Origin of the sequence: Microbacterium sp. (assembly GCF_035556355.1) — a bacterium.
Classification (GTDB): Bacteria; Actinomycetota; Actinomycetes; order Actinomycetales; family Microbacteriaceae; genus Microbacterium.
Genome location: NZ_DATMFG010000018.1, coordinates 62269 through 88557, shown reverse-complemented (window position 1 = coordinate 88557; position 26289 = coordinate 62269). Strand labels below are relative to the sequence as shown.

The window sequence follows — 26289 nt, the reverse complement described above, 5'->3', positions numbered from 1 at the left end:
TCGATCAGCATGCATGGATACAGCGCTGTATCGAATACACGAGTGTATCGTAGGACGCGGATCGTCCCGGAACCCGGGAAGTTCGTGTGAACATGGTCGAGAGGAGGCCGCATGACCGACACTCGAGTCGCGGGCGGCGCCACGACCACCCGTCGGCGCGAGACTACGCGGCGGCGACTGCTCGACGCGGCGGCGCAGGTCTTCGCCGAGGTCGGGCTGGACGCGGCATCCGTCGAGGCCATCTGCGATCGCGCCGGCTTCACGCGCGGCGCCTTCTACTCGAACTTCGAGACCAAGGACCAGCTCTTCCTCGAGCTCGCGGGCGAGGTCGCGCTCGAGCGCGTCGAGGCCGTCCGGCGTCGCATCGCCGAGCTCGACCGCGAGGGGGCCTTCGCAGATCTGCCCGCCAACGCGTTCGCGATCGTGCAGGACGTGCTCGACGTGTCGGCAGACGATCGGCTCAGCATCCTGCTCATGAGCGAGATCCGCATCCACGCGCTGCGAAACCGCGAGCTCGCGGCCGCCTACCTCGCGCAGGACGAGGAGATGCGCCGCGCGATCGCGCGCATCATCGACGACATCGGCCGCACGAAGACGGTCAAGTTCCGGCTCCCTTCCGATCAGGTCGCGCGGCTCATGCTCACGGTGTGGGAGGGCGGGTCGGTGCGCGCGGCGATGGCGGGCCTCGACTACGAGGAGATGTGCCGCCGCACGAACGAGGAGCTCGCGCGGGTCGCGCAGCTGCTCATCGAGGTCTGATCCGAGGCGTCACCGCGCGGACTCGGCGAGCAGTCCATGGCACCGGGTGAGCCGGTCGATCCACCAGGATCGGCGATCGGCGGATGCCGCGAACTCGTCGAGCATCGCCGGATCGGGGGCCACTCGGCCGACCGGCAGCACGCCGTCGCGCGGGCGGAGCGGCGGGGAGGCCACATCCGCCGCGAGCAGTGACGCGGTGCCGAGCCCGCAGTCATACGGCAGTTCGGGGAGCGCGGCCGCGAGGTTCGTGCCCATCGCGAGCCCGACCGAGGTCTCGAGCGCACTGGAGACGACGGCGGGAAGCCCCGCCTCGGCGACCATCTCGAGCGCCCTGCGCACGCCGCCCAGCGGCTGAGCCTTCACGACGAGGACGTCCGCAGCCCCGGCGCGCGCGACGGCGAGAGGGTCTTCGGCCTTGCGCACGCTCTCGTCGGCGGCGATCGGGATGCCGAGGCGCGCGATACGACGCCGCAGCTCGGCAAGCTCCTCGACCGTCGCGCACGGCTGCTCGACGTACTCGAGGTCGAACTCCTCCATGGACCGGACGGCGTGCTCCGCCTCGTCGACGTTCCAGGCCGCGTTCGCGTCGATGCGCACGCGGCCTTCGGGGCCCATCGCCTCGCGGACGGCGCGCACGCGCGCGACGTCGTCGGCGAGTCGCTGGCCCGCCTGCGCGACCTTGACCTTGGCGGTGCGGCATCCGTCGAATCTGGCCAGGACGCCGGGAACGGATGCGGCGTCGACGGCCGGCACCGTGGCGTTCACGGGCACCTCGTCGCGCACCGGGGTGGGCTGCGGGTTCCAGCCGTAGTCGATCGCCGCGGCGAGCCATGCCGAGGCCTCGCGGTCGTCGTACTCGGTGAACGGCGAGAACTCGGTCCAGCCCGCGGGGCCCTCGAGGAGAAGGGCCTCGCGCACATCGATGCCGCGGAACCTCGTCGCGAGGGGCAGGGCGACCACGCGGGCGGTCGCGAGCAGGTCGTCGAGGGAGGGGAGCGCGGTCACGATTCCATCCTGCCCCGACGCCACCTTCCGCGTGCCTCGTGTCGCCTGGCGACGCGATAGAACGATGTGCGCTTGACGATAGTGTGTGACACACAGTACAGTGTGATGCATGAGCGAGACCGAGGCCCTCGAGACGCACCTGCAGGAGCTGCGCCGCGGCACGGTCGTGCTCGCGTGTCTGCGTCTGCTCGAACGGCCCGGCTACGGCTACGGCCTGCTCGAAGATCTGCAGGCTCGCGGGTTCGACACCGATGCGAACACGCTGTACCCGCTCCTGCGGCGTCTCGAGAAGCAGGGGCACCTGACGAGCGAGTGGAACACCGACGAGGCGCGCCCGCGCAAGTTCTACCGCACGAGCCCCGCGGGCTCCCGACTCGCCGCCGCACTGACCGAAGACTTCCGCGCGATCGCCACCGCGATCGACGCGCTGCCCGCTCCGGGCGACGACTGATCGGAGAACGACATGACCGCCACCGTCACCCTCACCGGCCGCTACATCGATGCGGCGATGCGCACCGTGCCCGAGCGGCAGCGCGCCGACCTGTCCGCCGAGCTGCGCACCTCGATCGAAGATCAGATCGACGCGCGCGTCGAAGCCGGCGAGCCGCGCGAGTCCGCCGAGTACGCCGTGCTCACCGAGCTCGGCGACCCCGAGGTGCTCGCCGCCGGATACACCGACCGACCGATGTGGCTCGTCGGTCCGCGCTACTTCCTCGACTGGTGGCGCCTGCTCAAGCTGCTGCTCGCGATCGTTCCCGTGTGCGCCGCGTTCGGCGTCGCGCTCGGCCAGACCCTCTCGGGCGCCACCATCGGCGAGGTCATCGGCTCGACCGCGGCCGTCGTGTTCCAGGTCATCGTGCACATCGCGTTCTGGACGACTCTTGTTTTCGTCGTGCTCGAGCGCTCCGGCCACGCGCCCATGAACACGGCGAAGTGGAGTCCCGATCAGCTCCCCGAGCCGCGGCCCAAGGGCGCCGGCCTCGGCGACCTCATCGGCAGCCTCGTGTTCCTCGCGATCGCCGTCGGCGTCATCCTGTGGGACCACTTCATCGGCCTGGCCCCCCTGCACCCCGGACTCTCCTTCCTCGACGACGGCCTGTGGCCGTGGTGGATCACGGGCCTGTTCGTGATCATGGCGCTCGAGGCGCTGCTGGCGGTCGCGGTCTACGCGGCGCGCGGGTGGACGTACACGCTCGCGGTGTTCAACGGCGTCCTCAACGCCGCAGTCGCCCTGCCCGCCCTGTGGCTGCTGTTCGAGGGGCGCCTCATCAACCCCGAGTTCTGGCCGACCGTCGCGGGAGCCGACGGCGCGCAGGTGCACGGTGTCCTCTCGGTCATCGTCGGCTTCGTGATCGCGGGCATCGCGGTCTGGAGCACGGTGGACAGCGTGATCAAGGCGGCCCGCGGCCGGAACTAGGCTGGGCGGCATGGTCTCCGACTTGTTCGACGCGGCCGAGTGGGTCGTCGCTCCGGGCGCCGATGGCTACACCGACATCACCGCCCACGTCTCGACCGACGGACGCATCGCCCGCATCGCGTTCGACCGGCCCGAGGTGCGAAACGCCTTCCGCCCCCACACGGTCGACGAGCTCTACCGTGCCCTCGACACCGCGCGGCAGGACCCGCGCATCGGGGTGGTCCTGCTCACCGGCAACGGACCCAGCCCGAAAGACGGGGGATGGGCGTTCTGCTCGGGCGGAGACCAGCGCATCCGCGGACGCGACGGCTACAAGTACTCGGAGTCCGACACCGTGACGGACGCCGCGCGCGCCGGTCGCCTGCACATCCTCGAGGTGCAGCGGCTCATCCGGTTCATGCCCAAGGTCGTCATCGCGGTGATCCCCGGGTGGGCCGCCGGCGGCGGGCATTCCCTGCACGTCGTGTGCGACCTGTCGATCGCGTCGGCCGAGTACGCACGGTTCAAGCAGACGGATGCCGACGTCGGCTCGTTCGACGCGGGCTACGGGTCCGCGTACTTCGCGCGACAGATCGGGCAGAAGCTCGCGCGCGAGGTGTTCTTCCTCGCCGAGGAGTACTCGGCCCAGCGCGCGTACGAGATGGGCGCCGTGAACCGCGTCGTGCCCCACGTCGACCTCGAGCGCGAGGCGATCGCGATGGCCCGCACGATCCTCACGAAATCTCCGACGGCGATCCGCATGCTCAAGTTCGCGTTCAACGCCGTCGACGACGGTCTCGTCGGTCAGCAGGTGTTCGCGGGCGAGACGACGCGCCTCGCCTACGGCACCGACGAGGCCGTCGAGGGGCGCGACGCGTTCCTCGAGAAGCGCGAGCCCGACTGGTCGCCCTATCCGTGGTATTTCTGATGCCGCGATGAGACTCGAACCCGTCGTCGGCGACGACCCGCGCGAAATCCTTCGGGGTCTGCGCGCCGCACTGCACGGCGCGGGCCCCGCCATGGGCCTCGGGCTCGTGCACGACGCCCCCGGCGAGGTGCGCGCGGGAACGGCCGTCGTCGTCACGACGTCGGGGTCCACGGGGATCCCCAAGAGCGTGATCCTCAGCCGCGACGCCCTCACGGCGAGCGCACTCGCGACGTTCGCCCGCATCGGCCAGGGAGCGTGGCTGCTCGCGCTTCCGGCGGCATACGTCGCAGGGCTCCAGGTGCTCGTCCGCTCGATCGTCGCGGGCCGCGAGCCGGCCCTCCTCGCGGGCACGTTCACGCCGCAGGCGTTCACCGCGGCGGCTTCGACGATGGCGTCGACCGAGCGCGGCGAGCGCGTCCCGACCTACACGTCGCTCGTCCCGGCGCAGCTCACGAAGCTCCTCGACGCCGCCGACGAGGACCGCGCGGTGCTCGCCGCACTCCGATCGTTCGAGCGCATCCTCATCGGCGGGCAGGCGCTCCCGCCGGCCACCCTCGAGCGCGCGCAGGCCGCCGGCGTGCGCATCGCCCGCACGTACGGCTCGACCGAGACGAGCGGCGGATGCGTCTACGACGGCCGCCCGCTCGACGGCGTCGGCATCGCGATCGTCGACGGCGAGGTGCGTCTGTCCGGCCCGACGCTCGCAGACGGCTACTTCGGCGATCCCGAGTTGACCGACGCGGTGTTCCTGCGCGACGCGCATGGCGTGCGGTGGTACCGCACGGGTGATGCGGGACTCATCGAGGACGGCGTGCTCCGCGTGCGCGGGCGGCTCGACAACGTGATCGTGTCGGGCGGCATCAACATCTCGCTGGACCGCGTCGAACGCATCGTGCGGTCGGTGCCGGGCCTGGCCTCCGCCGTGGTGGTCGGGGTTCCGGACGCGACGTGGGGCGAGGCATCCGTCGTCGTCGCCTCACGAGGGGAGGCGCTGCGCCGAAGCGAGTCCGTCCAGCTCGAGGCGGCGCGGGCCGCGGTCGAGGCCGAGATCGGACCGCACGCGCGGCCGTCGCGGCTCGTGCTCGTCGACGAGCTCGCAATGCTTCCGTCGGGCAAGCCCGACCGCGAGGCGATCCGTCGCGCGGTGGCGTCGCTGCACTGACGACTCGTCACTCCTCGCCCGAGAACCACTCCGGCGTCTCGATGACGCAGAACCGGTTGCCCTCGGTGTCTTCCATCACGACGTAGTCGGCGCCGGGCGGGTAGCCGTCCCAGTCGACGTCGCGTGCGCCGAGCGAGCGCAGTCGCGCGAGTTCGGCCTGCTGGTCGGATGCGTACAGATCGAGGTGCAGGCGCGGCGGGTAATGCTGCGGATATCCGGTCTTCGACAGCGCGATCGACGCCCGCCCGTGGGGTCCTTCGGGTGGGTCGAGGATGACCCAGTCGTCGCTCGGCTCGCGGCGATCGACGTATCCGAGGGCCGTGCGCCAGAAGTCGCCCGCGCGGTCCATGTCTTCGACGGTGAGCACCGTGGTTCCGATCTCGAGCATGCCGTCATTGTCGATCCAACCCGCGACACGGGGCGAGGGGGTTGCGCTCACTAGGATGTGACCTCGTGGCAGGTACCAAGAGCAAGCACCGCAAGCGCCCGGGCCCGAAGAAGCAGCCGCCGCGCGGGAATCCGCAGAAGGCGCACGCGCCGCGCGATCCGCGGCGCGTCGAGCCGGCCACCTTCCGCGACTGGGTGGGTGCGGCGCGACTGCGCACGCTCCCGCTCGCGGTGACGCCGATCCTCATCGGCACGGGTGCCGCACTCCTCGTGGACCGCGCATTCCACTGGGTCATCGCGCTCGCGTGCCTCGCGGTCTCGGTCAGTCTGCAGATCGGCGTCAACTACGCGAACGACTACAGCGACGGCGTCCGCGGCACCGACGACCACCGCGTCGGTCCGGCGCGCCTCACGGCGAGCCGCAAGGCGAAGCCGCGCACGGTGCTCGCCGTCGCGCTCGTGTTCTTCGGGATCGCCGCGCTCGCGGGCCTCGCGATCACCATCCGCACGCAGCAGTGGTGGCTCATCGCCGTCGGCGTCGCCGCGATCCTGGCCGCCTGGTTCTACACGGGCGGCAAGCGCCCGTACGGCTACTACGGCCTGGGCGAGCTCTTCGTGTTCGTGTTCTTCGGGCTCGTCGCCACCGTCGGCACCACGTGGGTGCAGGTGCAGTCCATTCCGCAGGAGGCATGGTTCGGCGGCGTCGGCGCGGGCCTCCTGGCGTGCGCCGTGTTGCTCGCGAACAACCTGCGCGACATCGAGCAGGACCGCGCCGCCGGCAAGCGCACCCTCACGGTGCTCATCGGCCGGCGTGCGACGCAGGTGCTGTTCACGATCTTCGTGCTGGTACCGTTCCTCATCGCAGCGTGGCTCGCGGTGTTCTACGTCATCGCGTGGCTGTCGATGCTCGCGCTGCTCGCGGCCCTCCCCGCGATCCTCATCGTGTGGACGTACCGTCAGCCGCGCGAGCTCGTCGTGGCGCTCGGACTGACATCGCTCACGTCGCTCGCCTACGGCGGGTTCCTGCTGTGGGCGTTCATCGGATAGCGCGTCGTCAGGCCTGAGGGCGGTCCTGCGCGGCATCCGTCGTGGATCCGGCTTCGGGACCGGGCAGCGCTCCGTCTTCGACCTCTTCGTCGGACCGCTCGTCCTTCGACCGCGCGCGGCGCTCCGCGAGACCTGTGGTCACCTCGTCGAGCGGGCGGCGCAGGAAGATCATCGAGAGGCTCAGGCCGATGAGCGCGGCGAAGATCGCCGACAGCCAGTAGTACTCGCGCATGATCGGGATGAGCATGAAGATCCCGAACGGCACGAAGAACGCGAGCAGCCGCAGCACCGAGTAGACGAGGGCGGAGCGCGTTCGCATGCCTCCATCGTAGTTCGCCGGTCCGAGCCGCCTGTCCGGGAGGCTGGGCGGAGGCTGAGGGGTTCACGACGGTTCCATCACGACCGGCCGATTCCGGCCCCGCGCGCCTAGGATGGAAGACGTGACGAGGGTGCTGCTGATCGGGGCCTTGCTGGCCGCCGTGTTCTGGGTGTACAGCATCGTCGACTGCGCCATCCAGCCGCCGACGAAGCACCGCGGTGTGAGCAAGCCCCTGTGGATCCTCATCGTCGTGATCTTCCCCGTGCTGGGCGGCATCCTGTGGTTCGTCATCGGCCGTGCACGCGCGTCGCAGATGGTCGCGCCCCGCGCCCCCGATGACGACCCCGAATTCCTGGGTCGCATCGGCTCGATCTCCGACCAGGACGAGCGCATCCGCCGCCTCGAAGAGGAGCTCGCCCAGCTCGACGCCGAGGCCGATGACCCGCGCTGGAGCCCCCCGATCACCCCGGTCACGCCGCCGGCAGATCCGCCCGCCGCGACCCCGCCGTCACGCGGCACCGAGCCCGCCGTCGAGCGGCCCACGGATCGTCCGGGCGACGGCGAGGACGACCCGCGCGGCCACCGCGGCGCCATCTCCTGACGTGAGCGACGACCCCGAAGCCGCCGGCGAGCCCGGCGCCACCGGCGGCGATCCGCTCGCGGCGCAGACGCGCGGGGTCGAGTCACCGGCGACGGATGCCGCATCCGCCCTCCTCGGAGCCCTCGTGGAGCGGGGCATCCGTCACATCGTCGTGAGCCCCGGCTCGCGTTCGCAGTCACTCGCGCTCGTCGCCGCGGAGCTCGAGAGGCGCGGCGCTGTCCGTCTGCACGTGCGCATCGACGAGCGGATCGCGGGCTTCACCGCCCTCGGCATCGGGCGGGAGACGCGGATGCCGGCCGCCGTCGTCTGCACGTCGGGCACCGCGGCCGCGAACCTCCTCCCGGCCGCGCTCGAGGCGCACCACGCGGGCGTGCCGCTCCTCCTCCTGACCGCTGATCGCCCGCCGGAGCTGCGCGGCGTCGGAGCGAATCAGACCACACGCCAGCCCGGCATGTTCGCCCCGAACGTGCGGTTCGAGGCGGATCTCCCCGTGCCCGACGTCGTCGATTCGGACGGCGCATCCGACCAGAGCGCCATGTTGCGCGCGGTCGCCGCCGAGGCCGTCGACGCGGCGCTCGGCGCGGGAACACGCTCACCCGGTCCCGTACACCTCAACCTCCCGTACCGCGAGCCGCTCGGCGGCGACCTTCCGTCGTGGCTCACGGTCCACTCGGTCGAGCTCGCGACCGAGAAGCACATCGACCTCGACGTGGCGCCGATCGAAGCCGACCGCGCCGACGAGCCCTCCGGCGCGCTGTATCAGGGCGGTGGCGGCATCGGCGAGGCCGACGTCCCACCCGACCCCGACGGTCCGTTCGTACTCGAGCGCGGTCCGCGCACGATCGTGCTGGCCGGCGCCGACGCAGGGCCCGATGCCGAAGCCGTCGCCCACGCGGGCGGGTGGCCCCTCGTCGCCGAGATCGTGAGCGGCGCGCGCTTCGGACGCAACCTCGTGCACGGCTATCGCGCCCTCGTCGCCGATCCCGAGCTGGGTGGCCGCGTCGAGCGCGTCGTCGTGTTCGGGCATCCGACGCTCGCGCGCGAGACGGCTGCGCTCCTGTCGCGCGACGATGTCGAGGTGCTTGCGGTGCGCGGACCGGGGGAGCCCCTCAACCTCAACGGCGCAACGGTCGCGATCGACGAGGTCTCGGTCGCGACCGGTGAAACGGATCGCGAATGGCTGGGCACGTGGATGCGCGCGTCGCGCGCGGCATCCGTGGATCTCTCTCCTCCCGCTCCGGATGCCGCGGCCCTCGCGTCGACCGTGCCCAGCGAGCGGCTCGGGGCGATCTCGTCGGAGCTCGAGGTGTTGCGGGCTCCCGTCGACCGGACCGCGCTCGTCGACGCGGTGTGGCGCGCGACGTGGCCGCACGACCGACTCGTGTTCGGTTCGTCGCGGCTCGTGCGCGTCGCGGATGCGGTGCTCGGCGGCAAGCGCGTGCCCGTGCACTCCAACCGCGGGCTCGCCGGAATCGACGGCACGGTCGCGACGGCGGTCGGCGTCGCTCTCGCGAGCCAGGCCGACGGGCGTCCGGGGGTCACGCGTGTGCTGCTGGGCGACCTCGCGGTGCTCCACGACGTCGGCGCGCTGCTGATCCCGCCGCATGAGGACGAACCGCGCATCCAGGTGATCGTCGGCAACGACGGCGGCGGCACGATCTTCGACGGGCTCGAAGTCGCGGCGGTCGCGGACGACGAGGCGATGGACCGCGTGCTCTACACGCCGCACGGCGTGCGCCTCGAGCACCTCGCGCTCGCGTACGGGTGGGAGTACCACCGCGTGACCACGCGGTCGGCGCTCGACCAGGTGCTCACGTCGCCCGCGGGTGGTCGGCAGCTCATCGAGGTGCCGCTCGAGCGCTGACGTACGCCAGGATGAACGCATGACAGCGACGAGCCAGCGCTATTGGGACGCCGACGCCCACGAGATCCTGCGGGTCGACGAGGGATTCGTGCTCACGAGCGTCGATCCCGAGGCCACCCCGGGCTACTCCGGCGACAAGGAGCAGTCGGCCGAAGACCTCGCCGCCGGCGCCGAAGAGCTGAGCGAACTGCAGGAGCGCCTCTACGCGCAGAGCCGGGTCGACGCGTCGGATGCGTCGGTGCTGCTCGTGCTCCAGGCGATGGACTCCGCGGGGAAGGGCGGCATCATCCGGCATGTCGTCGGGTCGGTCGACCCTCAGGGCATCGCGCTCACGTCCTTCAAGAAGCCGACGCCCGAAGAGCTCGCGCACGACTTCCTGTGGCGCATCGAGAAGCGCGTGCCCGAGCCGGGGTTCATCGGCGTGTTCGACCGCTCGCACTATGAGGACGTGCTCATCGGGCGCGTGCGCGAGCTCGCGCCGCCCGAGGAGATCGAGCGACGGTACGGCGCGATCAACGCCTTCGAGAAGCGATTGACGGATTCGGGGACCCGCATCATCAAGGTCATGCTGCACATCTCGTACGAAGAGCAGCGCGAGCGCCTCATGGAGCGGCTCGACCGCCCCGACAAGCATTGGAAGTACAACCCCGGCGACGTCGACGAACGCGCGCTGTGGCCGCACTACATGAGCGCGTACCAGACGGTGTTCGAGCGCACGTCGACGGACTACGCGCCGTGGCATGTCGTGCCGGCGAATCGCAAGTGGTACGCGCGGCTCGCGGTGCAGGCGCTGCTGCTGGAGGCGCTCGAGGGCATCGACCCGCAGTGGCCCGCCGCGACGTTCGACATCGCCGCTGAGAAGAAGCGTCTCGCGGCGACGTAGCGCCGCCCCCGGAACGGCCTAAGGCACGATCCCGCGCGCGGCCCATGCGGTGGCCGAGAGGCGGAGCGGACCTTCGCCGATCAGCTCACGCGCACGCTCGCGTACGGCTGCGACGGTGTCGTCGTCGAATCCCGCGAGCTGCCCCGCCGTCGACCCGATCCCGAGCGTGTGCGGCTGCCACCACTCGTCGAAATCGGGGTGCTCGACCTCGACCATCAGTTCGCTCTCCGCGACGTCCAGGCATCCCGCATCCGCGAACAGGTCGACCAGATCTCCCCGGCTCGTGCCGGGCCGTGGGGCCGGCGGCCGCCTGTCGGTCACCTCCTCGACCGCGCGCAGGAACGGCGAGTACGGGCCGCGCGCGTTCTCGAGATCCCACACGCACGCCGCGACGACGCCGCCGGGACGCGTGACGCGCACCATCTCGCGGGCGCCGGCTGCGGCATCCGTCATGAAGTGGAAGACGAGCTCCGCGAGCGTCGCGTCGAACAGGTCGTCGTCGAAGGGGAGTGCCTCAGCCGTGCCGTGCCGCACGTCGGCCCAATGGAATCGGGCCGCGGTCGCCTCGACGAACTGCGGCGACGGATCGACCGCCGCGACCTCGGTCTGTCCGAACCGGCGGACCAGCACCTCCGTGAGGGCGCCCGTGCCGCATCCGACATCGAGGGCGCGGCCCGTCTCGGAGAGCTGCGCGAACTCGACCAACACCTCGGCGAGCGGGCGCGAGTACCGGCCCATGAATCCGTCGTAAGCCTCTGCCGCCACCGCGTCGAACGACATGGCGGCAGTGTAGGCCGGTTCGCGCCAATCGCGAATCGGAAAGTACTTGCGTGGACAAGTACTTGATGTGATACAGTACTTGCCATGACACAGGACGACGCCTTCTCGGCCGACCTGCTGCGCGGCCACACCGACACGATCGTGCTCGGTGTGCTGCGTCGCGGCGACCGGTACGGCTTCGAGATCTACAAGACCATCCGCGATGCGACGGGCGGCGAGCACGAGATCAAAGAAGCCACTCTCTACGCGACCTACCGCCGGCTCGAGAAGGACGGCCTGGTGGAGTCCTACTGGGGCGATGAGACCCAGGGCGGCCGCCGCAAGTACTACCGCATCACCGACGCGGGCCGGGCGGTCTACGGCGACAACGTCGCAGCGTGGGTCGCCACCCGCCGCGTGATCGACTCCCTCCTCGACGTGAAAGACACCGCTGATGACTGAGAACCTCCACATCCACCGACTTCTCGACGAGGCCTTCGCGGGCGTCGAGCTGACCCCCGACACGCAGGACCTGAAGGAAGAGGTGCGCGCGAACCTGATCGCACGCGCCGCTGAGCTGGAGGAGTCAGGCGTCTCACCCGAAGAGGCGGCGCGGCGGGCGGTCGCCGAGCTCGGCGAAGTGCGCGAGCTGGTGGGCGAGTCGGCCACGGCGACCGAGACGGATGCCGCGACCCCGCGCCGCGGCTGGGACGAGCTCATGCGCCGCCACCGCGTGAAGCCGAAGCCCGGCTTCGTCGTGCGTGCCGTCGTGTGGTCGATCGCCGCCGTCGTCGGCATCACGCTCGGGATCCTCGGCGCGACCGGGGTGCTGCCGATCCCGCTCGGCGCGCAGATCGGCCTCTTCGGGTTCGCCTCGACCGGACTCGCGCTCCTCGTGGGCGACTCGCTGTCGCAGGAGACCACGATGAACCACCCGATGCCGCAGAACCGCGCGGCGGGATACTTCCTCGCGACGCTGCTCGGGGCGTTCGGCCTCGGCTTCGCGGGGCTCGTCGCCTTCGGCTCGATGCCGCTGTGGGGCATCGTCTTCGCCGCGCTCGGGATCATCGCCGCGATCATCCTGTTCTCGTTCCTCCTCGCCAGCCAGACCAACCGGCACAAGGCGTGGACGCGTCAGATGGTGGCATCCGAGCCGCCCAACCGGTTCGAGCGCGAGCCCGAGACCGCCGCACGGTTCGGCATCTACACCGCGGTCATCTGGATCGTGACCTTCGGCGTCGTCGTGGCGCTCATCTTCACGGTCGGATGGTGGTGGACGCCGCTCGCGTTCCTCGCCGGCTTCGCGCTCATGATGCTCGTGCTCGCACGGATGCTGTTCGCATCCGACAAACGCTGATCCCCGCTCGCTGAGCGAAGGCGCACCACCCCCGGTCGCTGAGCGAGCGCAGCGAAACGAAGCGGGTCTCCCTTGGGTGTTTCGTCTCGTCGCTCCGCTCCTCGCTCAACGTCCGAGTACCTCGAGAACCCCAATCGAAAGAAGGGATGCTTCGCCATGCCTGAGAACACCACTCCGGCGATCGTCGCCGAGAACCTCGTGAAGGTGTACCGCGGCCGTGGCCGCAAGCCCGGCGTGCGCGCCCTTGACGGCCTGAGCCTCACGGTTCCCGAGGGCTGCGTGTTCGGCCTCCTCGGTCCGAACGGCGCCGGCAAGTCCACGACCACCAAGATCCTCACGACGCTGTCGCGTCCGACGAGCGGCACAGCGCGCGTCGCCGGTCGTGACGTCGCCCGCGAGGCCGACGCGGTTCGCTCCGCGATCGGCCTCGTGTCGCAGGGCGCGAGCACCGACCCGCTGCTGACCGCGCTCGAGAACCTCGAGATCGCGGGACGGATGCGCGGTGCCAGGCCCACCGACGCGCGGGCGCGCGCGACGCGGCTGCTCGACGACTTCGGTCTCGCCGATGCCGCGGCACGCCCCGTGTCGACATTCTCCGGCGGCATGCGCCGTCGCCTCGACGTCGCCGCGGCGCTCGTGCACCGCCCGCGCGTGCTGTTCCTCGACGAGCCCACGACCGGGCTCGACCCCGAGGCACGTGCGGCGATGTGGGCGGAGATCCGGCGGCTGTCCGCCGAGGACTCGCTGACGGTCGTGCTCACGACGCACTACATGGAAGAGGCGGACCGCCTCGCGGACGAGCTCCTCATCGTGAACCGCGGCCGCGCCGTCGTGCAGGGGTCGCCCGGCGGCCTCAAGGCGGCGCTCCACGGCGACTCGCTGCGCGTCTCGCTCATCGAGCCGGACCCGGCCGCCGTGCGAGCGGCGGTCGCCCGGGTCGGCGGCCTGCGAGACGTCGTGGTCGAGGCATCCGGTGTCGACGGCGTCCTCGTCGCGCGCGCCGACGACGCGTCCTCCGCCGTCGGCGCGGTCATCGCGGCGCTGGACGCCGCCGGCATCCGGTTCGGCCAGGTCTCCGCGTCGCACCCGTCGCTCGACGACGTGTATCTGCACTTCGTCGGGCACACGTTCGACCCTTCGACAAGCTCAGGGACCGGCGGCTCGCCGGTCTTCACGGAAGGAGAGGCAGCATGACCACCGTTGCGATCCCGACGACCGTCTCGGCGCCCGAGCGCGCGGGATGGTTCACCCAGACGGGGCAGGTGCTTCGGCGCTGGCTCATCGTGACCATCCGGCAGGTGTGGGGACCCGTGATGTCCCTCGTGCAGCCGATCATCTGGATCCTGCTGTTCGGGCAGGTGTTCCGCTCGCTGGGCGACCTGCCGCAGTTCGCCGCCGCCGCGGGAACCGGGGGGTACATCGAGTACCTCGTGCCCGGCATCCTGATGATGACCGTCCTGTACTCCGGCGCGTGGGCGGGCACGGGCTACATCGACGACATCAACTCCGGTGTCATGGATCAGTACTTGAGCTCTGCGATCCGCCGCTCGGCGATCATCACAGGACAGCTCACACAGCAGCTCATCGTGAACGTCGTGCAGTCGCTCGTCGTGCTCGGCATCGGCTGGCTCGGCGGGGCGCGCTACGCGGGAGGCGTCGGCGGACTGCTCGTCGCGCTCGCGGTGGCGACGCTCCTCGCGACGATCTTCTGCTGCGCGTCGACGGCGATCGCGCTCATCTCGCGCAACCAGATCGCGCTCATCAGCCTGTCGCAGCTGATCGTGCTCCCGGCGACGTTCCTGTCGACGACCATGATGCCGTCTGCGCTGCTGCCGGACTGGGTGGCCGCGGTCGCGCGCTGGAACCCGATGACGTGGGCGGTCGAGCTGGGCCGTGGCGGACTGTCGGGCGAGTATCCGGATGCCGCGTGGCTCCAGGTCGCAGGCCTCGTCGCGCTCGCCGCACTCGCGTTCACGTGGGCGGTGCGCTCGATCCGCGCGTACCAGCGGTCCATCTGACGCGTAGGAGGGGTGCCGATCCGCAGCCGCCGGGTCGGCACCCTCTGCTGTTCAGGCCAGCGCGTCGACGATCGGGCGGAACTTCACGCGCGTCTCGATGAGCTCCGCCTCGGGGTCGCTGCCCGCGACGATCCCGGCGCCCGCGTGCGCGACGACGGGGATCGTGTCGCTGTACTCCGCCTGCCGTTGCACGGGCCCCGACCCGATCTGCGCGCACCGCAGCGCTATCGCCCACTCGCCGTCGCCCGCCGCGTCGACCCAGCCCACGGGGCCGGCGTAGCGGCCGCGGTCGAACGGCTCGAGGCGGCGGATGAGCTCGACCGCGGCATCCGTCGGCGTTCCCGCTACAGCCGCCGTCGGGTGCAGGGCCTCGACGAGGTCGAGGGCCGAGGCGTGGTCGTGCAGCTCGCCGGCGACGTCCGTCGCGAGGTGCCACAGGTTCGGCAGCTCGAGCGTGAAGGGCTCGTCGTCGGCGCGAAGAGCGCTCGTGTGCGGGCGGAGCGCCTCGAGCACGCTCTGCACGGCGTACCGGTGCTCGTCGATGTTCTTGGCGCTGTGCGCGAGCTCGTCCGACGCGTGGGCGTCGTCGTCGGCATCCGTCCCGCGCGGGATCGTGCCGGCCAGCACGCGCGCAGTGACAGCACCGCCCGCCACCGTCACGAGCGTCTCGGGGCTTGCGCCGATGAGGCCGTCGACCGCGTAGGTCCACGTGTCGGGGTAGTCGTTCGCGAGAGCGCGCACGAGTCGGCGCAGGTCGGAGCCGGCCGGGATCGTTCCGACGAGATCGCGCGCGAGCACGACCTTGCCGACCTCCCCGGCGGCGATCGCGTCGAGCGCTGCGCGCACGGCGTCCTGATACCCCGCGGGGTCGAGCGCACCCGGACCGAGGGTGCCCGACCAGTACGGACCGTAGGGGACGGGCTCGATCACGGGCTCGGGACGGTCGTCGCCCTCCCCTCGGATGCGCGTGACCCACGAGCGCCCGCGGTGCCGCCCGACGATCGCGCGGGGCACGACGAGCCGGCTCGACGAGTGCGAACGGCGATCGAACACGAGCGCGCCGAACGCGACGAGCCCGGTGCCGGGGAGCCCGACCGGATCGTCGATCTCGGCCCCGGATGCGACGTGTCGCCAGGTCTCCGCCGGCGGTGGCACGCGGTCGGGGTCGAAACCGGCGGGAGCCGTGTCGCCGCCGCGCTCCATCCACGTGGCCGGGCCGCCGACGCCCACGATCCCGTCGGACCGGCGCAGCCACGCGAGGGGCTCCGCGGGGTCGGCGTAGGCGAGCAGATCCTCGACGGGTTCGATCTCCCGGGTCTCGACCACCAGTCGCGGTGGGCGCTGCGGGTCGATCACTCCTCCAGCCTACGTCCGCACGGGCATCGCCACTGTCCGCGGGCCGCGGCCCACGCATCCGGGGCCTCGGTCTCGAAGCGAGGGGAAGTCGCAGGACGAGGACCGGCCCGCGGCATCCGCCCTCATCTCGGTGCATGTCCTCGTTTCGCGACAGGGAGGCCGACCGCGACCTGAACCCCACGTCCGGGAGCGGTCCTAGACTGACCCGGTGAGCACGCAGACCACCCCCACGAAGCGGCCCGCACCCGGCACGCGCGTGATCTTCCGCTGGCGCAAGTGGGACGGCGGCACCCACTGGACGCACGAGTGCGTGTATCTCGGCAGCGACGAGTGGGGCGAGTGGTTCGGGCAGCCCGCGGGATGGCGCAGCCATCGCCCCGGCCGCAACGTGACCGCGATCAGTCCCAATGTGACGCTCATCCCCGCGAGCGGTGACTACGCGCTCACCCACAATGCGGCGCCCGCGACCTACCGCATCTACATCGACCTCGCGTGGGACGTGCACTGGGACGGTCCGGAGCCGACCGGCATCGACATGGACCTCGACGTCGTGTGGGCCGTCGACGAGCGCGGCCTGTTCATCGACGACCGCGACGAGTGGGACGAGCACCGCGTCGAATACGGGTACCCGCTCGATGTCGTCGAGCACCTCGAGTCGCTCGCCGTCGACCTCGAGGGGCGCGTGCGTGAGGGTGGCGCTCCGTTCGACCGCTCCACCGCGCGGCGTTGGCTCGACAGACTCGCGGCCGCCGTGCCCGCCTAGACTCGACGGGTGACCGCGAGCACACCCGAGCACCAGCCGAACCGCGCCGACCTGCACAAGGACCCGGCGCGTGTGAGCGGCATGTTCGACCAGGTCGCGCGCGGCTACGACCGCACCAACACCGTGCTGAGCCTCGGCAACGACCGCATGTGGCGTGTCGCGACGACGCGTGCCGTTGCCCCCAAGCGCGGGGAGCGCATCCTCGATCTCGCGGCGGGCACGGGGGCGTCCAGCGTGTCGCTCGCCCGCAGCGGCGCCGACGTGGTCGCGGCGGATTTCTCGCCCGGCATGATCGCAGAGGGGCGGCGCCGGCACGGTCCGGATGCGCCGGGTGGCGGCATCCGCAATCTCTCGTTCGTCGAAGCGGATGCCACGGCCCTTCCCTTCGGCGACGACGAGTTCGACGCGGTGACGATGTCGTTCGGCCTGCGCAACGTGAACGCTCCGAAGAAGGCGTTGCGAGAGCTGCTCCGCGTGACCAAGCCCGGCGGAAGGCTCGTGATCTGCGAGTTCTCGCACCCGCCGTCGAAGGCCTTCCGTGGGCTCTACCGCTTCTACAACGACCGCGTGCTCCCCGTCGTCGCGAAGGCGGTGAGCTCGAACGCCGACGCGTACGACTACCTGAACGAATCGATCAAGGACTGGCCCGACCAGCGCCGGCTGGCTGCGTGGATCCGCGAGGCGGGCTGGACGGATGTCGCGTACCGCAACCTCTCACTGGGCATCGTCGCCCTGCACCGCGGCGTCAAGCCCCGCGGCGATCGTTAGGCTGGAACGGTGACCCCCTCAGCGCCGGGCTCGCGTGTCGCGAGCAAGCTGGGCCTCACCGACCGCATCTTCGCCGGCCCGAGGTCCCGCCGGCTGATGGCGACCGTCGACGCGGGGCTCGAGCGCGTCGACGAGTGCCTGCGCACGGAGCTGCGCGTCTCGGACGCGCTCGCCGACGCGACCAGCCGCTATCTGTACGACGCAGGCGGCAAGCGCATTCGCCCGATCCTGGCGCTGCTGACCGCGCAGCTCGGCGAGGGCACGACCGACGAGGTCGTCCAGGCGGCGACGGCCCTCGAGCTGACCCACCTCGGATCGCTGTACCACGACGACGTCATGGACGCCGCCGACCGCCGCCGCGGTGTGCCGAGCGCGCACGCGGTGTGGGGCAACAACGTGGCGATCCTCACCGGCGACCTGCTCTTCTCGCGCGCGAGCCAGCTCATGGCCCGCAACGGCGAGCGCGCCATCCGGCTCCAGGCCGACACGTTCGAGCGACTCGTGCTGGGGCAGATGCACGAGACGGTCGGCGCGCAGCCCGACGACGACCCCGTCGAGTTCTACCTGCAGGTGCTCGCCGACAAGACCGGCTCGCTCATCGCGGCGGCCGCCGAATCGGGCGTCATCTTCTCGAACGCGCCCACCGAGCTCCAGAAGCCTCTGTCGGTGTTCGGCGAGAAGGCGGGCGTCGCGTTCCAGCTGCTCGACGACGTGATCGACCTCTCGCCCGACCCCGGCGAAACGGGCAAGGTGCCCGGCACCGACCTGCGCGCGGGCGTGCCCACGATGCCGTACCTCCTGCTCGGCCGCGCCGACGACGACGAGTCGCGTGCGCTGCGCAGCCGCATCGACGAGGGTGTCGCGGCGATCGCCGAGGGCGCCGACCCCGCCTTGCTCGACGCCGACCTGGCTCTCCTGCGAGATCACTCAGCAACCGCCGCTACGCTCGACCTGGCGAACTCGTGGTCGCGTGACGCGATCCAGGCGCTGGCGCCCGTGCCCGACGGGCCCGTGCGCGAAGCGCTCACGCGGTTCGCGCAGGCCGTCGCCGACCGCTCCAGCTAGTCGCGGCATTCGCGCTCTCCCTCTCCGGTCCCACGAGGACCGCGCCCCTTCGAAAGGACCCCCATGACCAAGCTCAGGCTGGCCATCGTCGGTGCCGGCCCCGCCGGAATCTACGCCGCCGACATCCTCCTGAAGGCCGAGCGCAAGTTCGACGTCTCGATCGACCTCTTCGAGCAGCTGCCCGCACCTTACGGGCTCGTGCGCTACGGCGTGGCTCCCGACCACCCGCGCATCAAGGGCATCATCACGGCGCTGCGTGAGGTGCTCGATCGCGGCGACATCCGCATCTTCGGCAATGTGCGCTTCGGCGAGGACATCACCCTCGACGACCTCAAGCGCCACTACAACGCCGTCATCTTCGCGACGGGTGCCGTGCACGACGCGTCGCTCAACATCCCCGGGATCGACGCGAAGAACTCGTTCGGCGCGGCCGACTTCGTGAGCTGGTACGACGGCCACCCCGACGTGCCGCGCGAGTGGTCGCTCGACGCCGAGTCGGTCGCGGTGATCGGCAACGGCAACGTGGCGCTCGACGTCGCGCGCATGCTCGCCAAGCACGCCGACGACCTGCTGCCCACCGAGATCCCCGACAACGTCTACGCGGGGCTCAAGGCCTCGAAGGTCACCGACGTGCACGTGTTCGGCCGCCGCGGTCCCGCCCAGGTGAAGTTCACGCCGCTCGAGCTGCGTGAGCTGGGCGAGCTGCGCGACGTCGACATGGTCGTGTACGACGAGGACTTCGACTACGACGAGGCCTCGAAGGCCGCGATCGCGAGCAACAAGCAGGTCATGGTGATCGACCGCGTGCTGCAGTCGTGGCGCCAGCGGCCGTCGGTCAACAACGCCGGCGGAACGGCGTCTCGCCGCCTGCACCTGCACTTCTACGCGAAGCCGGTCGAGGTGAAGACCGACGACGAGGGCCGCGTATGCGCGTTCGTGTACGAGCGCACCCGGCCGGACGGCGAGGGCGGCGTGATCGGCACGGGCGAGCTGCGCGAGGTGAAGGTGCAGGCGCTCTATCGCGCGGTCGGCTACTTCGGCTCTCCGCTGCCCGGTGTGCCGTTCGACAAGCGCCACGGAGTCATCCCCAACCACGAGGGCCAGGTGCTCCGCAAGGACTCGAACGAGCGCGTCCCCGGCGTCTACGCCACCGGCTGGATCAAGCGCGGTCCGGTCGGGCTGATCGGCCACACGAAGTCCGACGCGATGGAGACGATCCGCCACCTCATCAACGACCAGGGGTCGTGGTGGCAGCCCGTCGAGCCGTCCGAGGACGCGATCCCGAGACTGCTCGCGGAGCGCGGCGTCGTGTGGACCGACCTCGAGGGCTGGCATCGCCTCGACGGGCATGAGATCGGCCTCGGCGCGCCGCACGAGCGCGCGCGCATCAAGGTCGTGCCGCGCGACGAGATGGTGAGGATCTCTCGCGGCGAGTAGCCGAGGGCCGTTCGCTTCACGCGCGGCCGCGCGCAATAGGCTGACGCCATGGCGGAGGAGTGGCGCCCCGACATCCTGGGGGCCCCGTTCGAGCAGCTCACGCTCACGCTCGGGGAGGACGATGAGGGTCCCGTCGTCGCGACGCTCGTGCGGAGCATCCGCAACCCCTTCCTGTCGCTGTTCAGCCCGCTGCGGGACGTCGATGTGCTCGCGGTGCACGGGTGGTCGGACTACTTCTTCCAGACGGAGCTCGCGGAGTTCTGGAACCGCCTCGGAGCCCGCTTCTACGCGCTCGATCTGCGCAAGTACGGGCGAAGCATGCGCCCGGGTCAGACGCCGGGCTACATCGCCCGCCTCGATGAGTACGACGCCGACATCGAGGCGGCCCTCGACGCCATGGGGCACGGCGCCGGCGCGAACGGCTCGCGGAGGCTCGTGCTGCTCGGACACTCGACGGGCGGGCTGACACTGTCGCTGTGGGCCGCGCGCCACGCGGGCCGTGCCGCCGCCGTCGTGCTCAACGCGCCGTGGCTCGAACTCCAACTCGGGCCGGTCGCGCGGCAGGCGATCCACCCGCTCGTCGGCATCCATGCGCGCATCGACCCGCTCGGGCAGCAGCCGACCGTCGACATGGGGTTCTACACGCGCGCGCAGACGGAGGTCGGAGCGCTTCCCGTCCCGGGATACCGCATCGAGTGGCGTCCGCCGCGCGGATTCCCGATCCATCCCGGCTGGCTCGCGGCCGTGCTCGAAGGGCACCGCCGCATCGCGGCGGGCGTCGACGTCGCCGCGCCCACGCTCGTGCTGCTGTCGACCCGGTCGACGCCTCCGCTGTCGTGGAGTGAGGAGATGACCTCGAGCGACTCGGTGCTCGTGGTCGACGACATCGCGAAGTCGGCGACGAAACTCGGCAAGCTCGTCACGATCGCGCGCATCGACGGGGCGATCCACGACGTGTTCCTGTCGCGGCCGGCGCCGCGCGCAGAGGCGTACGCCGTGCTGAGACGGTGGATCGTCGGATGCCTCGCGGCGAGGCATCCGTGAGCCCCCGTCGGCGACCGGCGGACGTCTAACTCTCCGGTGCGAGCGCCAGCACGGGCGCGAGGTCGTCGCGGGTGAGGCTCATCCAGGGCCCCGCGGGGTCGATGAGCACGCCGTCGAGACCCGTCTCGGTCATGAGCACGGCTGCGAGCTGCGCGGGCGTCATCGGGACCGGCTGCGTGCCGCGATCGAGTGCGATGACCTCGAGCGGGTGCGAGAAGATCTCGAGCAGACGCTTGCCGTCGGTCGTGCGCGCCTCGGAGATGCCGGGGCCCTGCTCGGTCTGACCGACCGACACCCACAGCTTCGCGTCGACGAGAGCGCGGCCGATCTCGGTCGCCGTCTCGGGCGTGCGCTGACCCGAGACCAGTCGCTTGATCGGGAACTCCGTGCCGCCCGCCTCCTCGACGATGCGCTCGAGGAGTTCGCGCGGGATCACCGCGCGGCTCTGACCCGACGCCGGGTCGATGACGAGGCCGGAGTACCTGCCAGCGAGGACGTATCGGAACACGGATGCCACGGGCTGCGCCATCGCGGACGTTCCCGTGTCGCCGTCGGCGATCACGCTCGCGCGCAGCGCGCCCAGTCCGCTGTATGCGACCGCGAACTGCTTGTCTCCCGACGTCATCATCGCGAGCGGGAGGTTCTCACCCGCGGCGAGGAGTGCTCGTGCATCGCCTTTGACGCGGAGGAAGAGGTGCCCCTGCAGCAGCTGTCGCGCGACGGCCATGACGTCGCGGCCGGTCGCGTCGGCGGGCAGCTCGGCGAGGGCGTCGCGCAGGAGGACGTTGTCGGGGACCTGTGCTTCGGGCGCGCCGGGCGAGGGGACCGCTCCAGGCTCCTGCGGCACGGGCCGCGGGGGCTGCGCCGCGGCGGAGGCGGGGCGGCCGTAGGTCGAGACCGAGATGCCGACGTGGGGGACTGCGCCGGCGTCGGGTGCGCCGGCGCCGGGTGCGGCATCCGTGCCTGCTGCGTCCGTCTCGGACGGCGCCGCGGATTCGGGCTGTTCGTCGGGCGTGCGCTTGCCGCGCGAGAAGAGTGCCATCGCTCGAGCCTATGCGCCGCTCCTGGATGTCGCGTGCGGGTCAGCGGGGGTGCCGTGCGTCGGCGGGGCGTCCTAGGGTCGGAGCATGGCCTCGCCCCGCATCACCCTGACCATGCCCGGCCCCGACGGCGAACGCGAGGTCAGCGTGTCGAACCCCGACCGCGTGCTGTGGCCGCAGGTCGGCATCACCAAACGCGAGCTCGCCGAGTACCTCATCACGATCGCCGAGCCCTTCCTCGCCGCGAACGGGAACCGCCCCGTGTCGCTCGAGCGGTTCCCCGAGGGCGTCGACGGCGAGCGCTTCTACTCGAAGAACCCGCCCAAGGGCGCGCCGGCGTTCGTCGAGTCGCGCACCGTGACGTACAACAGCGGGCGGCGGCATCCGCAGATCGTGTTCACCGAGATCGCTGCGGCCGTGTGGGCCGTGCAGATGAACACGATCGTGTTCCATCCGTGGGCGTCGCTCGTCTCCAACACCGACAACCCCGTCGAGCTGCGCATCGACCTCGACCCGCAGCCGGGAACGGATTTCGCGGATGCCGCGGCCGTCGCCCCCGCGATGCGCGACGTGCTCGCCGAGGCGGGCTTGACGGCGTTCCTCAAGACGAGCGGAAACCGCGGCATCCACATCTTCTGCCCGATCGAGCCGGAGTGGGAGTTCCTCGACGTGCGGCACGCCGTGATCGCCGCCGGACGCGAGCTCGAGCGGCGCATGCCCGACAAGGTCACGATGAACTGGTGGAAGGAGGAGCGCGGCGAGCGCATCTTCATCGACTTCAACCAGGCGAACCGCGACCGCACGATGGCGGGTGCGTACAGCCCGCGCGCGCTGCCGCACGCGAGCGTCTCGACTCCGCTCACATGGGACGAGCTCGAGGCGGGCGTCGACCCGGCCGCGTTCACCGTGCGCACGATTCCCCGACGACTGGCCGACGTCGGCGACCCGTGGGCCGACCTGCTCGCGAAGCCGGGCCGCATCGACACGCTCCTCGAGTGGTGGCAGCGCGACCTCGACGACGGCCTCGGCGAGCTGCCTTTCCCACCCGACTTCCCGAAGATGCCCGGCGAGCCGCCGCGCGTGCAGCCGAGCCGCATCAACCCGGAGAACTGGCCCAAAGAAGAGGGATGACCGAGCGCTTCTCGCCCATCGACCGGCTCGTCGCCCGCGTGCTGCAGACCCCGTGGCTCACGAGGCTGCCGATCCCGCTGTATCGAGCCGGATTCGGGTGGATCTTCGGCGAGCGGCTCGTGATGATCGAGCACCTCGGACGCATGTCACACGAGCCGAGGTACGTCGTCGTCGAGGTGGTCGAGCGCGAGCCGAACGCCGTGCGCGTCGCGTCGGGTCTCGGCGAGCGGGCGCAGTGGTACCGCAACCTGCGCGCGAACGGTGTCGCGTACCTCAGCATCGGTCGGGCTCGCCGTGTGCCGGCGTCGGTGCGGATGCTCGACGCCGACGAGTCGCGGCGGGTGCTCGAGCGCTACGCGAGGAGGCATCCGCGGGCATGGAGGCACCTTTCGGCGGCGATGGACTACGCCGCCGGCGGCGAGGCGCGCATGCCTCTGGTCGAGTTCGGGCCGCCGGAGTGAGTCCGCGCGCGCCTGTGCGCGGCGCGTCGCGTGCGGGATACTCGCGATAGCCCTTGTCGCGACCCTTGCAGGAGGGGCCATGACCGCCGTGTTCGAGTTCTTGGCGCTGCATCCGGTGATCGTGCTGTTCCTGCTCATCGGGTTGGGTGCCGCGGTCGGACAGGTGCGCGTCGGGGGAGTGTCCCTCGGCGCCGTCGCCGTGCTGATCGTCGGGATGGCGATCACAGCGTGGGGCGTCGCGCTCGGCGTCTCGATCGAGCTGCCCGCCGCGATCGGTGACGTCGGTCTGGTGCTGTTCGCGTTCTGCATCGGGGTCATCTCCGGCCCGGGCTTCTTCAACGCGATGCGGTCGTCATGGGCGCTCATGCTCGTGGTCACGGGCATCCTCATCGTCGGCGCGGCCGTCGCCTACGGGCTCGGGGTGTGGCTGGGCGTGTCGCCCGTGACGATCGCGGGAACCTTCGCGGGTGCGGTGACGAACACCCCCGCGCTGGCGGCAACCGGCGGCAGCGCCGAGGCCACGGTCGGCTATGCGAGCGCGTACATCTTCGGCGTGATCGGGGCGATGATCGTGGCGGCGCTCGCCCTCCGTCACCGCGCGGAAGACACCGACCGCCCGGCGCCGCTCGTCGACAAGGCCGTCGAGGTCGACACGACCTCGATGCCGACCGCCGACGAGCTGTCGAAGCGCCACGGGCGGCGCGTGCTGTTCTCACGCGTGCTGCCCAAAGACGGCGAGATCGAGGCTGTCGGGCCCGACACGCCGCTCACGCCGGGGTCCGTGGTCAACGTGGTGGGCCCGAGCGACGCGGTGCAGGAGGTCAGCGACGAGATCGGCCACACGGCGGCGGTCGACATCGTCGGACAGCGCTCCGAGCTCGACTTCCGTCGCATCATCCTCTCCAACCCACGGCTGGCGGGCCGCACCATCGCGAGCCTCCATCTTCGGGAACGACTCGGCGCAACGATCGTCCGCGTGCGCCGCGGAGACGTCGACTTCGTCGCCACGCCGGACTTCGTCGTGCTGCAGGGCGACCGTCTGCGCGTCGTCGGCCCCAAGCGGTCGATGGCCGCGGTGTCGGAGTTCCTCGGCGACTCCGAGCGCGGCATGGCCGACACGAACCCGGTCGCGCTCGGCCTCGGCATCGCACTGGGTCTGGTCATCGGAGCGATCCGGATCCCGCTGCCCGGAGGCGGATACTTCGGCCTCGGCTTCGCCGCCGGCGCGCTCGTCGTCGGGCTCATCATGGGACGCATCGGGCGCATCGGTCCGCTCGTCACCGCATTGCCCAACACCGCCGCGAACGTCCTCGCCGAGCTCGGTCTGCTCATCTTCCTCGCCTTCGCGGGCACGAAGGCAGGATCCCTCATCGTCAGCGCGATCGTGTCGGGCGAGATCGTGACGCTCCTGCTCATCGGAGCGGTCGTCACCCTCGTCGCGATGCTCGGCACGTACCTCATGCTGCGCCACGTGTTCCGACTCGGCGGCACGCGGCTCTCGGGAGCGATCGCGGGGGCGCAGACGAACCCCGCGATCCTCGCATTCGCGAACAGCCGCACGGGCCACGACGTGCGGGTCGCGCTGGGGTACAGCCTGGTCTATCCCGCTGCCATGGTCGTGAAGATCCTGCTCGCGCAGGTGCTCGTGACGCTGTGAACCCCGCGCACGTCAGTCGAGCACGTCGGCGAGATCGTAGGCCGACACCGTCTCGAGTTGGTCGTACGTGCACGAGCGCGGATCGCGATCGGGACGCCAGCGCTCGAACTGCACGGTGTGACGGAAACGCCAGCCCTCGAGCTGGTCGTACCGCACCTCGAGCACGCGCTCCGGGCGCAGCCGCACGAACGATGAGTCGGCCCGCGACGGGGTGAAGCGCGACTTCTCGCCCTCGTTCCGGAGCGGGTTGCCGTCGGCGTCGCGCTCGACGAGCGGATCGAGCTCCTCGACGAGCTCGAGCCGCTTCTTGTTGCTCCACGCCGCGACGCCGCCCACCGGGTACAGCTCGCCGTCGTCGGAGTACAGGCCGACGAGGAGCGAGCCGACGCCCTGCCCGGACTTGTGCACGCGGTAGCCCATCGCGACGACATCCGCCGTGCGGACGTGCTTGATCTTGAACATCGTGCGCTTGTTGGGCGCGTACGGCTGGTCGAGGGGCTTCGCGATGACGCCGTCGAGACCTGCGCCCTCGAACTCGGACAGCCATCGCCGCGCGACCTCCGGATCGTCGGTCGTGCGCGTCACGTGGATGGGATGGGTGAGCTCGCCGAGCAGGTCGACCAGCTCGGCGCGCCGCGTCGCGAACGGCTCACCCTGCAGATCACGGTCTCCGCGCGCCAGCAGGTCGAACGCGATGAACATGGCCGGCGTCTCGACCGACAGCTTCGCGACGCGCGACGAGGCGGGATGGATTCGCTGCGTGAGCGACTCCCAGTCGAGGCGCTGCGAACCGGGCTCGCCCTTCGGCACGACGACCTCTCCGTCGATGAGGCACGGCTCGGGCAGCAGCTGCGAGAATGCGTCGACGAGCTCGGGGAAGTACCGCGTGAGCGGCTTCGCTCCGCGACTGCCGATCTCGACGTTCGAGCCGTCCCACGACACGAGCGCCCGGAACCCGTCCCATTTCGGCTCGTAACTGAGTCCGCCGGGCGCGGCGTCGGGCGGAGGCACCTCGGGGACCGACTTCGCGAGCATCGGCGCGGGGATGTCGTAGGGCATGCGTCCATCCTGCCGTGGCCCGC

At 71.0% G+C, this 26289-nt stretch carries 28 protein-coding genes; 21 read left to right on the top strand and 7 right to left on the bottom strand.

All coding sequences use genetic code 11. The features are described 5' to 3' along the window. The first annotated feature begins 111 nt into the window (after window positions 1–111). The gene (locus VNR19_RS03810) at window positions 112–759 is read left to right on the top strand and encodes a TetR/AcrR family transcriptional regulator (RefSeq protein ID WP_325724052.1); all 648 of its coding nucleotides are present in this window, start codon (window positions 112–114) and stop codon (window positions 757–759) included. 9 nt (window positions 760–768) lie between these two features. On the opposite strand, the gene VNR19_RS03805 is transcribed toward VNR19_RS03810, so the two are convergent. Next, on the bottom strand, window positions 769–1767 hold the full coding sequence (locus tag VNR19_RS03805) for an o-succinylbenzoate synthase (RefSeq protein WP_325724108.1): 999 nt from the start codon (window positions 1765–1767) through the stop codon (window positions 769–771). Between the two features lie 106 nt (window positions 1768–1873). On the opposite strand from VNR19_RS03805, the gene VNR19_RS03800 reads away from it, so the two are divergent. Genes VNR19_RS03800 through VNR19_RS03785 form a run of 4 tightly spaced genes read left to right on the top strand, consistent with a single transcriptional unit; the run spans window position 1874 to window position 5250 of the window. Then, complete coding sequence (locus tag VNR19_RS03800) at window positions 1874–2215, top strand: PadR family transcriptional regulator (RefSeq protein WP_325724050.1); 342 nt, start codon at window positions 1874–1876, stop codon at window positions 2213–2215. A gap of 12 nt (window positions 2216–2227) precedes the next feature. Further along, entirely contained in the window at window positions 2228–3181 is a 954-nt protein-coding gene (locus VNR19_RS03795; protein ID WP_325724048.1) for a permease prefix domain 1-containing protein, read from the top strand. A gap of 10 nt (window positions 3182–3191) precedes the next feature. Next, window positions 3192–4088 (top strand): 1,4-dihydroxy-2-naphthoyl-CoA synthase, encoded by an 897-nt coding sequence (locus VNR19_RS03790; RefSeq protein ID WP_325724046.1) that lies wholly within the window; start codon window positions 3192–3194, stop codon window positions 4086–4088. 7 nt (window positions 4089–4095) lie between these two features. Further along, entirely contained in the window at window positions 4096–5250 is a 1155-nt protein-coding gene (locus VNR19_RS03785; RefSeq protein WP_325724044.1) for an AMP-binding protein, read from the top strand. A gap of 7 nt (window positions 5251–5257) precedes the next feature. Here the strand turns inward: VNR19_RS03785 and VNR19_RS03780 are convergent, their stop codons facing one another. Continuing rightward, window positions 5258–5638 carry a VOC family protein gene (locus VNR19_RS03780; protein WP_325724042.1) on the bottom strand — a complete coding sequence of 127 codons (381 nt, stop codon included), beginning with the start codon at window positions 5636–5638 and terminating at the stop codon, window positions 5258–5260. Window positions 5639–5703: 65 nt separating this feature from the next. Here VNR19_RS03780 and VNR19_RS03775 point away from each other — a divergent pair, with 65 nt between their 5' ends. Then, complete coding sequence (locus tag VNR19_RS03775; RefSeq protein ID WP_325724040.1) at window positions 5704–6684, top strand: 1,4-dihydroxy-2-naphthoate polyprenyltransferase; 981 nt, start codon at window positions 5704–5706, stop codon at window positions 6682–6684. 7 nt (window positions 6685–6691) lie between these two features. Here VNR19_RS03775 and VNR19_RS03770 read toward each other — a convergent pair whose 3' ends face one another. Beyond that, complete coding sequence (locus tag VNR19_RS03770; RefSeq protein WP_325724038.1) at window positions 6692–7003, bottom strand: DUF4229 domain-containing protein; 312 nt, start codon at window positions 7001–7003, stop codon at window positions 6692–6694. A gap of 121 nt (window positions 7004–7124) precedes the next feature. On the opposite strand from VNR19_RS03770, the gene VNR19_RS03765 reads away from it, so the two are divergent. The 3 genes from VNR19_RS03765 (at window position 7125) to VNR19_RS03755 (ending at window position 10351) form a co-directional block, all read left to right on the top strand. Then, complete coding sequence (locus VNR19_RS03765; RefSeq protein ID WP_325724036.1) at window positions 7125–7604, top strand: PLD nuclease N-terminal domain-containing protein; 480 nt, start codon at window positions 7125–7127, stop codon at window positions 7602–7604. Between the two features lie 124 nt (window positions 7605–7728). Beyond that, window positions 7729–9468, top strand: coding sequence for a 2-succinyl-5-enolpyruvyl-6-hydroxy-3-cyclohexene-1-carboxylic-acid synthase (gene menD / locus VNR19_RS03760; protein ID WP_414684116.1), 1740 nt, complete (start codon window positions 7729–7731; stop codon window positions 9466–9468). Between the two features lie 19 nt (window positions 9469–9487). After that, complete coding sequence (locus VNR19_RS03755) at window positions 9488–10351, top strand: polyphosphate kinase 2 family protein (RefSeq protein WP_325724032.1); 864 nt, start codon at window positions 9488–9490, stop codon at window positions 10349–10351. Between the two features lie 18 nt (window positions 10352–10369). Here VNR19_RS03755 and VNR19_RS03750 read toward each other — a convergent pair whose 3' ends face one another. Further along, window positions 10370–11131, bottom strand: a complete 762-nt coding sequence (locus tag VNR19_RS03750) for a class I SAM-dependent methyltransferase (protein WP_325032492.1) — start codon at window positions 11129–11131, stop codon at window positions 10370–10372. 84 nt (window positions 11132–11215) lie between these two features. Here VNR19_RS03750 and VNR19_RS03745 point away from each other — a divergent pair, with 84 nt between their 5' ends. From VNR19_RS03745 to VNR19_RS03730, 4 genes are all read left to right on the top strand, one after another. Then, on the top strand, window positions 11216–11572 hold the full coding sequence (locus VNR19_RS03745) for a PadR family transcriptional regulator (RefSeq protein WP_325032493.1): 357 nt from the start codon (window positions 11216–11218) through the stop codon (window positions 11570–11572). Next, window positions 11565–12467: a permease prefix domain 1-containing protein gene (locus VNR19_RS03740; protein ID WP_325724029.1), complete on the top strand. Its 903-nt coding sequence runs from the start codon at window positions 11565–11567 to the stop codon at window positions 12465–12467. Before VNR19_RS03745 ends, VNR19_RS03740 begins: the two co-directional genes overlap by 8 nt. 156 nt (window positions 12468–12623) lie before the next feature. Then, the gene (locus VNR19_RS03735) at window positions 12624–13661 is read left to right on the top strand and encodes an ABC transporter ATP-binding protein (RefSeq protein WP_325724027.1); all 1038 of its coding nucleotides are present in this window, start codon (window positions 12624–12626) and stop codon (window positions 13659–13661) included. Continuing rightward, window positions 13658–14485, top strand: coding sequence for an ABC transporter permease (locus VNR19_RS03730; protein ID WP_325724026.1), 828 nt, complete (start codon window positions 13658–13660; stop codon window positions 14483–14485). The genes VNR19_RS03735 and VNR19_RS03730 overlap by 4 nt, the downstream gene beginning before the upstream one ends. A gap of 51 nt (window positions 14486–14536) precedes the next feature. Here VNR19_RS03730 and VNR19_RS03725 read toward each other — a convergent pair whose 3' ends face one another. Beyond that, a complete protein-coding gene (locus VNR19_RS03725) occupies window positions 14537–15838 on the bottom strand; it encodes an isochorismate synthase (protein ID WP_414684115.1) in 1302 nt (433 codons plus the stop codon). Between the two features lie 211 nt (window positions 15839–16049). Here VNR19_RS03725 and VNR19_RS03720 point away from each other — a divergent pair, with 211 nt between their 5' ends. From VNR19_RS03720 to VNR19_RS03700, 5 genes are all read left to right on the top strand, one after another. Next, window positions 16050–16604 (top strand): DUF402 domain-containing protein, encoded by a 555-nt coding sequence (locus tag VNR19_RS03720; protein WP_325724023.1) that lies wholly within the window; start codon window positions 16050–16052, stop codon window positions 16602–16604. Window positions 16605–16613: 9 nt separating this feature from the next. Continuing rightward, complete coding sequence (locus VNR19_RS03715; protein ID WP_325724021.1) at window positions 16614–17372, top strand: demethylmenaquinone methyltransferase; 759 nt, start codon at window positions 16614–16616, stop codon at window positions 17370–17372. Window positions 17373–17381: 9 nt separating this feature from the next. Beyond that, a complete protein-coding gene (locus VNR19_RS03710) occupies window positions 17382–18437 on the top strand; it encodes a polyprenyl synthetase family protein (RefSeq protein WP_325032500.1) in 1056 nt (351 codons plus the stop codon). 63 nt (window positions 18438–18500) lie between these two features. Further along, window positions 18501–19874 carry an FAD-dependent oxidoreductase gene (locus VNR19_RS03705; protein WP_325724019.1) on the top strand — a complete coding sequence of 458 codons (1374 nt, stop codon included), beginning with the start codon at window positions 18501–18503 and terminating at the stop codon, window positions 19872–19874. A 48-nt stretch (window positions 19875–19922) separates the two neighbouring features. After that, a complete protein-coding gene (locus VNR19_RS03700; RefSeq protein ID WP_325724017.1) occupies window positions 19923–20918 on the top strand; it encodes an alpha/beta hydrolase in 996 nt (331 codons plus the stop codon). A 25-nt stretch (window positions 20919–20943) separates the two neighbouring features. Here the strand turns inward: VNR19_RS03700 and VNR19_RS03695 are convergent, their stop codons facing one another. Continuing rightward, complete coding sequence (locus tag VNR19_RS03695; RefSeq protein ID WP_325724015.1) at window positions 20944–21960, bottom strand: SseB family protein; 1017 nt, start codon at window positions 21958–21960, stop codon at window positions 20944–20946. An 85-nt stretch (window positions 21961–22045) separates the two neighbouring features. Between VNR19_RS03695 and ligD the strand changes: the two genes are divergently transcribed. The 3 genes from ligD to VNR19_RS03680 all read left to right on the top strand — a co-directional run bounded on the left by ligD (window position 22046) and on the right by VNR19_RS03680 (window position 25207). After that, on the top strand, window positions 22046–23089 hold the full coding sequence (ligD, locus tag VNR19_RS03690) for a non-homologous end-joining DNA ligase (RefSeq protein WP_325724013.1): 1044 nt from the start codon (window positions 22046–22048) through the stop codon (window positions 23087–23089). Continuing rightward, the gene (locus VNR19_RS03685) at window positions 23086–23550 is read left to right on the top strand and encodes a nitroreductase family deazaflavin-dependent oxidoreductase (RefSeq protein WP_325724011.1); all 465 of its coding nucleotides are present in this window, start codon (window positions 23086–23088) and stop codon (window positions 23548–23550) included. Before ligD ends, VNR19_RS03685 begins: the two co-directional genes overlap by 4 nt. A 79-nt stretch (window positions 23551–23629) precedes the next feature. After that, complete coding sequence (locus VNR19_RS03680) at window positions 23630–25207, top strand: aspartate:alanine exchanger family transporter (protein WP_325724007.1); 1578 nt, start codon at window positions 23630–23632, stop codon at window positions 25205–25207. 12 nt (window positions 25208–25219) lie between these two features. Here the strand turns inward: VNR19_RS03680 and VNR19_RS03675 are convergent, their stop codons facing one another. Beyond that, window positions 25220–26266 carry an ATP-dependent DNA ligase gene (locus tag VNR19_RS03675; RefSeq protein WP_325724006.1) on the bottom strand — a complete coding sequence of 349 codons (1047 nt, stop codon included), beginning with the start codon at window positions 26264–26266 and terminating at the stop codon, window positions 25220–25222. Window positions 26267–26289: the final 23 nt, after the last annotated feature.

Bases quoted from the DNA above. Each gene is read 5' to 3' on its own strand.
- VNR19_RS03810 (WP_325724052.1), top strand. From the start codon at position 112: ATGACCGACACTCGAGTCGCGGGCGGCGCCACGACCACCCGTCGGCGC.
- VNR19_RS03800 (WP_325724050.1), top strand. From the start codon at position 1,874: ATGAGCGAGACCGAGGCCCTCGAGACGCACCTGCAGGAGCTGCGCCGC.
- VNR19_RS03795 (WP_325724048.1), top strand. From the start codon at position 2,228: ATGACCGCCACCGTCACCCTCACCGGCCGCTACATCGATGCGGCGATG.
- VNR19_RS03790 (WP_325724046.1), top strand. From the start codon at position 3,192: ATGGTCTCCGACTTGTTCGACGCGGCCGAGTGGGTCGTCGCTCCGGGC.
- VNR19_RS03785 (WP_325724044.1), top strand. From the start codon at position 4,096: ATGAGACTCGAACCCGTCGTCGGCGACGACCCGCGCGAAATCCTTCGG.
- VNR19_RS03780 (WP_325724042.1), bottom strand. From the start codon at position 5,638: ATGCTCGAGATCGGAACCACGGTGCTCACCGTCGAAGACATGGACCGC.
- VNR19_RS03770 (WP_325724038.1), bottom strand. From the start codon at position 7,003: ATGCGAACGCGCTCCGCCCTCGTCTACTCGGTGCTGCGGCTGCTCGCG.
- VNR19_RS03755 (WP_325724032.1), top strand. From the start codon at position 9,488: ATGACAGCGACGAGCCAGCGCTATTGGGACGCCGACGCCCACGAGATC.
- VNR19_RS03750 (WP_325032492.1), bottom strand. From the start codon at position 11,131: ATGTCGTTCGACGCGGTGGCGGCAGAGGCTTACGACGGATTCATGGGC.
- VNR19_RS03745 (WP_325032493.1), top strand. From the start codon at position 11,216: ATGACACAGGACGACGCCTTCTCGGCCGACCTGCTGCGCGGCCACACC.
- VNR19_RS03740 (WP_325724029.1), top strand. From the start codon at position 11,565: ATGACTGAGAACCTCCACATCCACCGACTTCTCGACGAGGCCTTCGCG.
- VNR19_RS03735 (WP_325724027.1), top strand. From the start codon at position 12,624: ATGCCTGAGAACACCACTCCGGCGATCGTCGCCGAGAACCTCGTGAAG.
- VNR19_RS03730 (WP_325724026.1), top strand. From the start codon at position 13,658: ATGACCACCGTTGCGATCCCGACGACCGTCTCGGCGCCCGAGCGCGCG.
- VNR19_RS03705 (WP_325724019.1), top strand. From the start codon at position 18,501: ATGACCAAGCTCAGGCTGGCCATCGTCGGTGCCGGCCCCGCCGGAATC.
- VNR19_RS03700 (WP_325724017.1), top strand. From the start codon at position 19,923: ATGGCGGAGGAGTGGCGCCCCGACATCCTGGGGGCCCCGTTCGAGCAG.
- VNR19_RS03695 (WP_325724015.1), bottom strand. From the start codon at position 21,960: ATGGCACTCTTCTCGCGCGGCAAGCGCACGCCCGACGAACAGCCCGAA.
- ligD (WP_325724013.1), top strand. From the start codon at position 22,046: ATGGCCTCGCCCCGCATCACCCTGACCATGCCCGGCCCCGACGGCGAA.
- VNR19_RS03685 (WP_325724011.1), top strand. From the start codon at position 23,086: ATGACCGAGCGCTTCTCGCCCATCGACCGGCTCGTCGCCCGCGTGCTG.
- VNR19_RS03680 (WP_325724007.1), top strand. From the start codon at position 23,630: ATGACCGCCGTGTTCGAGTTCTTGGCGCTGCATCCGGTGATCGTGCTG.
- VNR19_RS03675 (WP_325724006.1), bottom strand. From the start codon at position 26,266: ATGCCCTACGACATCCCCGCGCCGATGCTCGCGAAGTCGGTCCCCGAG.